This window comes from Streptomyces spiroverticillatus (assembly GCA_014650415.1).
GTDB classification, from domain to species: Bacteria; Actinomycetota; Actinomycetes; order Streptomycetales; family Streptomycetaceae; genus Streptomyces; species Streptomyces spiroverticillatus.
This window is the reverse complement of sequence record BMUX01000041.1, coordinates 24,925-32,403: the sequence shown is the minus strand read 5'-3', so window position 1 is coordinate 32,403 and position 7,479 is coordinate 24,925. Positions and strand designations below refer to the sequence as shown.

At 71.9% G+C, this 7,479-nt stretch carries 5 protein-coding genes and 2 pseudogenes; 6 read left to right on the top strand and 1 reads right to left on the bottom strand.

Annotated features, from left to right (window positions below):
• Window positions 1-80: 80 nt before the first annotated feature.
• Window positions 81-467: pseudogene (locus tag IE269_RS42005) on the bottom strand (SanA/YdcF family protein); the annotation flags it as partial.
• A gap of 202 nt (window positions 468-669) precedes the next feature.
• Here IE269_RS42005 and IE269_RS42000 point away from each other — a divergent pair.
• From IE269_RS42000 to IE269_RS41975, 6 genes and pseudogenes are all read left to right on the top strand, one after another.
• The gene (locus tag IE269_RS42000; protein WP_189828639.1) at window positions 670-840 is read left to right on the top strand and encodes a hydrophobic protein; all 171 of its coding nucleotides are present in this window, start codon (window positions 670-672) and stop codon (window positions 838-840) included.
• A gap of 148 nt (window positions 841-988) precedes the next feature.
• Window positions 989-1,183 carry a hypothetical protein gene (locus IE269_RS41995; RefSeq protein ID WP_189828642.1) on the top strand — a complete coding sequence of 65 codons (195 nt, stop codon included), beginning with the start codon at window positions 989-991 and terminating at the stop codon, window positions 1,181-1,183.
• Between the two features lie 54 nt (window positions 1,184-1,237).
• Window positions 1,238-2,521 (top strand): deoxyguanosinetriphosphate triphosphohydrolase, encoded by a 1,284-nt coding sequence (locus IE269_RS41990; RefSeq protein WP_189828638.1) that lies wholly within the window; start codon window positions 1,238-1,240, stop codon window positions 2,519-2,521.
• 314 nt (window positions 2,522-2,835) lie between these two features.
• Window positions 2,836-4,116 carry an NAD(P)/FAD-dependent oxidoreductase gene (locus IE269_RS41985; protein ID WP_189828637.1) on the top strand — a complete coding sequence of 427 codons (1,281 nt, stop codon included), beginning with the start codon at window positions 2,836-2,838 and terminating at the stop codon, window positions 4,114-4,116.
• A gap of 42 nt (window positions 4,117-4,158) precedes the next feature.
• Window positions 4,159-6,066: a DNA primase gene (dnaG, locus tag IE269_RS41980; RefSeq protein WP_189828636.1), complete on the top strand. Its 1,908-nt coding sequence runs from the start codon at window positions 4,159-4,161 to the stop codon at window positions 6,064-6,066.
• A gap of 180 nt (window positions 6,067-6,246) precedes the next feature.
• Window positions 6,247-7,383: pseudogene (locus tag IE269_RS41975) on the top strand (RNA polymerase sigma factor); the annotation flags it as partial.
• Window positions 7,384-7,479 lie beyond the last annotated feature (96 nt).

Sequence of the window (7,479 nt, the reverse complement as noted above, 5' to 3'; positions counted from 1 at the left end):
CCCCGCGCGGCTCAACTGCCGTGCGGGGCTTCTGTGTTCCTGGGGTCTTGTTAGCTAGACTCTGCATAGAGGGGATTGGCGGTGTCGAAGCCCGCGAAGTCGCTCACCACGTGCTGGTCGGGGACGCCGTGGCGGATGAGATAGGCGCGCATCGCGTCCGGTTCGTCGTACTCCTCGCGGCTGTTGTCACCCGTGACCAGGACGACCTTCACCTTGCCGGTGCGGTACAGCTCCGCCGCCGCGTCCAGCCGCCGGGCCAGGTACGGGGTGGGGCGGCCCTTCCACAGGCCCGCCCCGAACACCATCGCCACCTCGCGCGCGGGCGCGTCCGCGACCTCGCCGACCCGGTCGGCGGTCGAGGCGTACGTCCATGTGGAGGGCATGAGGGCGAGCACACACCCCGCCATCACCGCTTGTACGAGACGCCGCTTGCCCCGCCGCCCCTTCGGCAGCCGGGGCCGCTTCATGCCGATACTCGTGAACCGCATGGCCTTCTCCCCGGGACGCGTGGTGTTCTCTTGGTGTTCTCTGCCCTGTCCGACGTCGAAAAGGGCAGGTCAGTTCCCGTGCGGGGGTGTCTTTGCGGCGCAGGGGGCCGGGCAGGCTGTTCGAATTTCGGCGCATGGTGCGCGGCGGCCGGGGCAACCGTTTGTCCGGAGGTTGATAAACATGGTTCCCCTGCTCCTGGTCCTGCTGCTCGTTCTGCTCCTCTTCGGTCTCGGATTCGTGGCCAAGCTCTTCTTCTGGGTGGCCATCGCCGTCCTGGTGCTGTGGCTGCTCGGGTTCGTCGCCCGCTCCGGCGGCAGCGGCGGCCGACGGGGCCGCTGGTACCGCTGGTAGCCCCGAGAGCCGGTGCGGTTCCGGGCGACGGTGCCCGACGGGACGTGTACCTCCTCAAGAAGCCGTGAGTGCACGGGAGTTCACGGTGGGTGGCAGCCGTCACCCTCGCGCAATGCGGGCGCAACCTGTGACCGGGAGGATCAGGGGCATGACGTACGAGTCGGCTCCACCGCGAGAAGCCCCGAGCGAGTCCTCCGCCCTGCCGCTCTCCCTGCCCCTCGACAGCACCGCCGAACTCCTCACCCGTATCACCGCCCAGCTCTCCACCCAGCTCGGCCGCGTCTCCCGCAACGGGACGCGGACCGGGCCGCACGGCACGAGCGGAGCACCCGCGCCCGCCTGACCTGCCTGTGGTGGGTGGGGTTGACTGTCAGTGGGTGCGGTTACGGTCATCGGTATGGAAAGCACCGCATACGACTCGGCCGCGACGGAGCGCTGGGACGCCGAGCCCGACAAACGGCCCGGCAGGACCGCGTTCCAGCGCGACCGCGCCCGGGTGCTGCACTCCTCCGCCCTGCGCCGCCTCGCGGGCAAGACCCAGGTCGTCACGCCCGGTTCGCGCAGTCAGGTGTGGGACTCCAGCCCCCGCACCCGGCTCACCCACTCCCTGGAGTGCGCCCAGGTCGGCCGGGAGCTGGGCGCGGCGCTGGGCTGCGACCCCGACCTCGTCGAAGCGGCCTGCCTCTCCCACGACATGGGGCACCCGCCCTTCGGCCACAACGGCGAGCAGGCGCTCAACGACTTCGCCAAGGACTGCGGCGGCTTCGAGGGCAACGCCCAGTCGTTGCGGCTGCTGACGCGGATCGAACCGAAGCGGTTCGTGCGGTCGGCGGCGAGCGGGGAGCTGGTGAGCGTCGGGTTGAACCTGACCCGGGCCGCGCTGGACGCCGCGACCAAGTACCCCTGGACGCGGGGGAGTCACCCCACCGACCCCGACTCGGTGAAGTTCGGTGTGTACGAGGACGACCTGCCGGTGTTCGCGTGGGTGCGTGCGGGCGCGCCCGAATACCGCAAGTGCTTCGAGGCACAGGTCATGGACTGGTCCGACGACGTCGCCTACTCCGTGCACGACTTCGAGGACGGCCTGCACGCGGGCCACATCGACCCCAACGTCCTGGACGCCGAGCCCGAGCGGCAGGAGATCTTCGCGGTGGCGCGCGGCCGGTACGTTCCCGAGGACACCGACCCGGCCGAACTGGCCGAGGCGCTCGACCGGCTCATGGGGCAGGACTGGTGGCCGCACGGGTACGACGGGTCGGCGCTGGCGCAGGCGCGGCTGAAGGACGCCACGAGTCAGCTCATCGGGCGGTTCTGCCTGGCGGCGGAGAGTGCGACGCGGGAGGCGTACGGGGCCGGGCGGCTCACCCGGTACTCCGCGGAGCTGGTCGTCCCGCGGGCCACGCGCAACGAGTGCGCGGTGCTCAAGGCGGTGGCCGACCGGTACGTCATGCAGCGGGACGAGCAGGAGCGGCTCCGCGCCGACCAGCGCATCGTCATCGCCGAACTCGCCGAGGCGCTGACCCTCCGGGCCCCCTCCGAGGGCCTCGACCCCCAGTTCCGGGCCCTCTACGACACGGCCGCCGACGACCGCGCCCGCAAGCGGGTCCTGATCGACCAGATCGCCTCCCTGACGGACTCCTCCGCCCGCTCGTTGCACGCCCGCCTCACGGCGAACCGGTGAGGGTTTGTGTGTGGGTGCGTCGTGGCTGGTCGCGCAGTTCCCCGCGCCCCTGATGGATGCCCTCCGGGCACCATCCCCCCCGCCCCCCCTCCCCACCCCCGCCCCCTTGGGCGGCGGGGCCGCCCCCGGGGGCGGGACGGGCGGGCAAGGGGGCGGTACGCCCGATCCGGCCCCGGCCCCGGCCCCCACCCGCACCCCCGGCACCGGCCCACCCCCTCCCGGCCCGAGGACCCGCAGGGACCGCCCCCGTACCCTTCCCCCGCACCCCTCCGTGCGGGACGCTCAAAAGCCCACTCGCTCAATGGAGGCACCAAGTGGTCGACGCAGATCAGACTTATCTCATCATCGGCGGCGGACTCGCCGGCGCCAAAGCCGCCGAGACCCTCCGCACCGAGGGCTTCACCGGCCGGGTGATCCTGATCGGCGACGAACGCGAGCACCCCTACGAACGCCCTCCCCTCTCCAAGGGCCTCCTCACCGGCAAGACCGACCGCGACGGCGTCTTCGTCCACGACACTGCCTGGTACGCCGCCAACGACATCGAGCTCCACCTCGGCCAGACCGTCGTCCACCTCGACCGCGAGGCCAAGACCGTCCGCCTCGGCGACGACAGCACCGTCATCCGCTACGACAAGCTCCTGATCGCCACCGGCTCCGAGCCCCGCCGCCTCGACATCCCCGGCACCGACCTCACCGGCGTCCACCACCTGCGCCGCCTCTCCCACGCCGAGCGCCTGCGCGGAGTCCTCGCCACCCTCGGCCGCGACAACGGCCACCTCGTCATCGCCGGTGCCGGCTGGATCGGGCTGGAGATCGCCGCCGCCGCACGCGGGTACGGAGCCGAGGTCACCGTCGTCGAGGCCGAGCCCACCCCCCTCCACTCCGTCCTCGGCCCCGAACTCGGCCAGCTCTTCACCGACCTGCACGCCGAGCACGGCGTCCGCTTCCACTTCGGGGCCCGCCTCACCGAGATCGTCGGCCAGGACGGCCTGGTGCTCGCCGCCCGCACCGACGACGGCGAGGAGCACCCCGCCCACGACGTCCTCGCCGCCATCGGCGCCGCCCCCCGCACCGTCCTCGCCGAGTCCTCCGGGCTCGCCCTCGTCGACCGTGCCCACGGCGGCGGCATCGCCGTCGACGGCCACCACCGCACCAACGACCCCGACATCTACGCCACGGGTGACGTCGCCGCGATCCCCCTCCACCTCCCCGGCACCCCCCTGCACGGCCGGCGCCTGCGCGTCGAGCACTGGGCCAACGCCCTCAACGGCGGCCCCGCCGCCGCCAAGGCCATGCTGGGCCGCGGCACCCCGTACGACCGCGTCCCGTACTTCTTCTCCGACCAGTACGACCTCGGCCTCGAATACTCGGGCTGGGCGCCCCCGGGGACGTACGACCAGGTCGTCGTGCGCGGCGACGCCGGGAAGCGGCAGTTCATCGCCTTCTGGCTGAAGGACCACCGCGTGCTGGCGGGCATGAACGTCAATGTGTGGGACGTCACCGACCAGATCCAGCGCCTGATCAGGAGCGGTGCCGAGGTCGATCAGCACGCCCTCGCCGACCCGTCCGTCCCCCTGGATTCCTTGATCGCGTAGCCGCCGCCGCAGAGTGTCCGACCCTCCCCGTACACTTCACGCGTGGCAGGCAGGATCAACGACGACGACGTGAAGGCGGTCCGGGAGGCGCTCCCGATCGACGCCGTCGTGTCCGAATACCTTTCGCTCCGCAACGCGGGCGGCGGCAACCTCAAGGGCCTCTGCCCCTTCCACGACGAGAAGTCCCCGTCCTTCCAGGTCAGCCCCAGCAAGGGTCTCTTCCACTGCTTCGGCTGCCAGGAAGGCGGCGACACGATCGCCTTCGTGATGAAGATCGACCACCTCACCTTCGCGGAGACGGTCGAACGCCTCGCCGCGCAGGCGGGCATCACCCTGCGGTACGAGGAGGGCGGCTACAACCCCTCCACCCAGCGCGGCGAACGCACCCGCCTCGTCGAGGCGCACAAGGCCGCCGCGGACTTCTACATCCAGCAGCTGGAGAGCCCGGAAGCCGAGATCGGCCGGAAGTTCCTCGCCGAGCGCGGCTTCGACCAGGCCGCCGCCGCCCACTTCGGCGTCGGCTACAGCCCGGCCGGCTGGGACCACCTCACCCGCCACCTGCGCGGCAAGGGCTTCTCCGACAAGGAACTGCTGCTCTCCGGGCTCGCCCAGGAGTCCCGCCGCAGCCCCATCGACCGCTTCCGCGGCCGCCTGATGTGGCCGATTCGCGACATCGGCGGCGAGGTCGTCGGCTTCGGCGCGCGCAAGCTCCGCGACGACGACAACGGGCCCAAGTACCTCAACACGCCCGAGACCCCGATCTACAAGAAGTCCCAGGTCCTGTACGGCATCGACCTGGCCAAGAAGGACATCGCCAAGTCCAGCCGGGCCGTCGTCGTCGAGGGCTACACCGACGTCATGGCCTGCCACCTCGCCGGGGTCACCACCGCCATCGCGACCTGCGGCACGGCCTTCGGCGGCGACCACATCAAGATCCTCCGCCGTCTGCTGATGGACAACGGCAGCGCCCGCGTCATCTTCACCTTCGACGGCGACGCCGCAGGCCAGAAGGCCGCCTTGCGCGCCTTCGAGGACGACCAGAAGTTCGCCGCCGAGACGTACATCGCCATCGCACCGGACGGCATGGACCCCTGCGACCTGCGCCTGGCCAAGGGCGACGAGGCCGTCGCCGACCTCACCCAGCCGCGCACCCCGCTCTTCGAGTTCGCGCTGCGCCAGATCATCGCCCGGTACGACCTGGAGACCCCGGCGGGCCGCGCCGCCGCCCTCGACGAGGCGGGCCCCGTCGTCGCCCGGATCAAGAACAGCGCCTCCCAGCACGAGGTCGCCGTCCAGCTCGCGGGCATGCTCGGCATCCTCGACACCCAGTTCGTCGTCAAGCGCATCGCCCAGCTCGCCCGCTGGGCCAAGGACCGGGGCGGCCGCGGGCCCTCCGGCGGACCGGAGTCGCGCAGGCAGCAGAGTTACGAGTCCGGGCCCGCCACCCCCGTCGCCAGCGGCCCCGCGCTCAACCTCCGCAGCCCCGTCCACCGCACCGAGCGCGAACTGCTCAAGCTCGCCCTCCAGCGCCCCGACCTCGTCTCCCCGGCCTTCGACGCGTACGGCGCCGACGAGTTCACCGCCCCGCCGTACGCGGCCGTGCGCCAGACCATCGAGGAGGCCGGCGGCGCTGAACTGGGCGCCCAGAACCCCGCCGACTACCTCGCCCGGGTCCGCGAGTGCGCGGTGAACGACCAGGTCAGGTCCATGGTCACCGAGCTGGCCGTCGAAGCCCTGCACGCCAAGTCCATCGACGAGGTGTACGCGGGCGTCCAGCTCGTCCAGGTCCGGCTGCGCGCGGTCGACCGCCGCATCCTGGAGGTCCAGGGCTCCCTGGCCCGCCTCGGCGGCCACGGCGACCCGGCCCACCTGACCGCCGTACAGAACGAACTCTGGGTCCTCCAGCAGTACGGACAGTCCCTGCGCAACCACGGCGCCGCAGCCCTCTAGCTGCCTCGGGTAACCGCTCGGTCACGGACCGGACTCAAAAAGTCACCGCACGCCCCTCGCGGCGGCCATGTGTCGCACCCCACACTGGGGTGCGGTGCTTGTGGCCCGTGATGGGCGGCCGCAGACGGTGGCCGTACGAGGGGCCGTACCCGTGCGTGGCCCGCCCCCGGCTTCGACCCGGCAGCGTTCACCCTGGAGGTCGCCCCCGTGCAGACCCAGACCCTGACCGATCTGGTCGCGGCCGTACCCGCGCAGAGCCGCGCCGGACGCCGACCGGAACCGCCCGCCGAAGCCGCCGGGCCCACGGAGCAGCCCGAAGACGTGATGGAGGAACGGGATCCCGATCCGGAGGCCGACCAGGAGCGGCCCGAACCGCCCGAACGGCCCGCCCGCGCCGACACCTCCGGCCCCTCCTCCGACCTCTTCCGCCAGTACCTGCGCGAAATCGGCCGCATCCCGCTGCTCACCGCCGCCGACGAGGTCGAACTCGCCCGGAGCGTGGAGGCGGGCCTCTTCGCCGAGGAGAAGCTGGCGGGGTCGACCAGCCTGGACACCCAACTCGCCCTCGATCTCGACAAGTTGGTCGTACGGGGCCGGATGGCCAAGCGGCGTCTCATCGAGGCCAACCTGCGCCTCGTCGTCTCCGTGGCGAAACGGTACGTCGGGCGCGGGCTGACCATGCTCGACCTGGTCCAGGAGGGCAACCTGGGCCTCATCCGCGCCGTCGAGAAGTTCGACTACGCGCGGGGGTACAAGTTCTCGACGTACGCGACGTGGTGGATCCGGCAGGCCATGTCCCGCGCGCTCGCCGACCAGGCGCGGACGATACGCGTCCCCGTCCACGTCGTCGAACTCATCAACCGGGTCGTGCGCGTGCAGCGCCGGCTGCTCCAGGAGCGGGGGTACGAGCCCACCCCCGACGAGGTCGCCGTCCAGCTCGACCTCACCCCCGAACGGGTCGGCGAGGTCTTACGCCTCGCCCAGGAACCCGTCTCCCTGCACGCCCCCGTCGGCGAGGAGGACGACGTCGCCCTCGGCGACCTGATCGAGGACGGTGACGCGACGTCCCCCGTCGAGTCCGCCGCCTTCCTCCTCCTGCGCGAGCACCTGGAGGCGGTCCTCTCCACTCTCGGCGAACGCGAACGCAAGGTCGTCCAGCTCCGCTACGGCCTCGCGGACGGGCGCCCGCGCACGCTCGAAGAGATCGGCCGCATCTTCGGCGTCACGCGGGAGCGGATCCGCCAGATCGAGTCCAAGACGCTGAACAAACTCCGCGACCACGCTTTCGCCGACCAGCTGCGGGGCTACCTGGACTGAGCGCGGGGCGCTCTGGCTGGGCCACCCCTTCCGCCTCCCCCCTAGCCCCCTTGGGCGGCGGGGCCGCCCCCCCGGGGGCGGGACGGGCGGGCAAGG

Excerpts from the sequence above, each read along its gene's own strand:
- IE269_RS42000 (WP_189828639.1), top strand. The coding sequence starts at position 670 with ATGGTTCCCCTGCTCCTGGTCCTGCTGCTCGTTCTGCTCCTCTTCGGT.
- IE269_RS41995 (WP_189828642.1), top strand. The coding sequence starts at position 989 with ATGACGTACGAGTCGGCTCCACCGCGAGAAGCCCCGAGCGAGTCCTCC.
- IE269_RS41990 (WP_189828638.1), top strand. The coding sequence starts at position 1,238 with ATGGAAAGCACCGCATACGACTCGGCCGCGACGGAGCGCTGGGACGCC.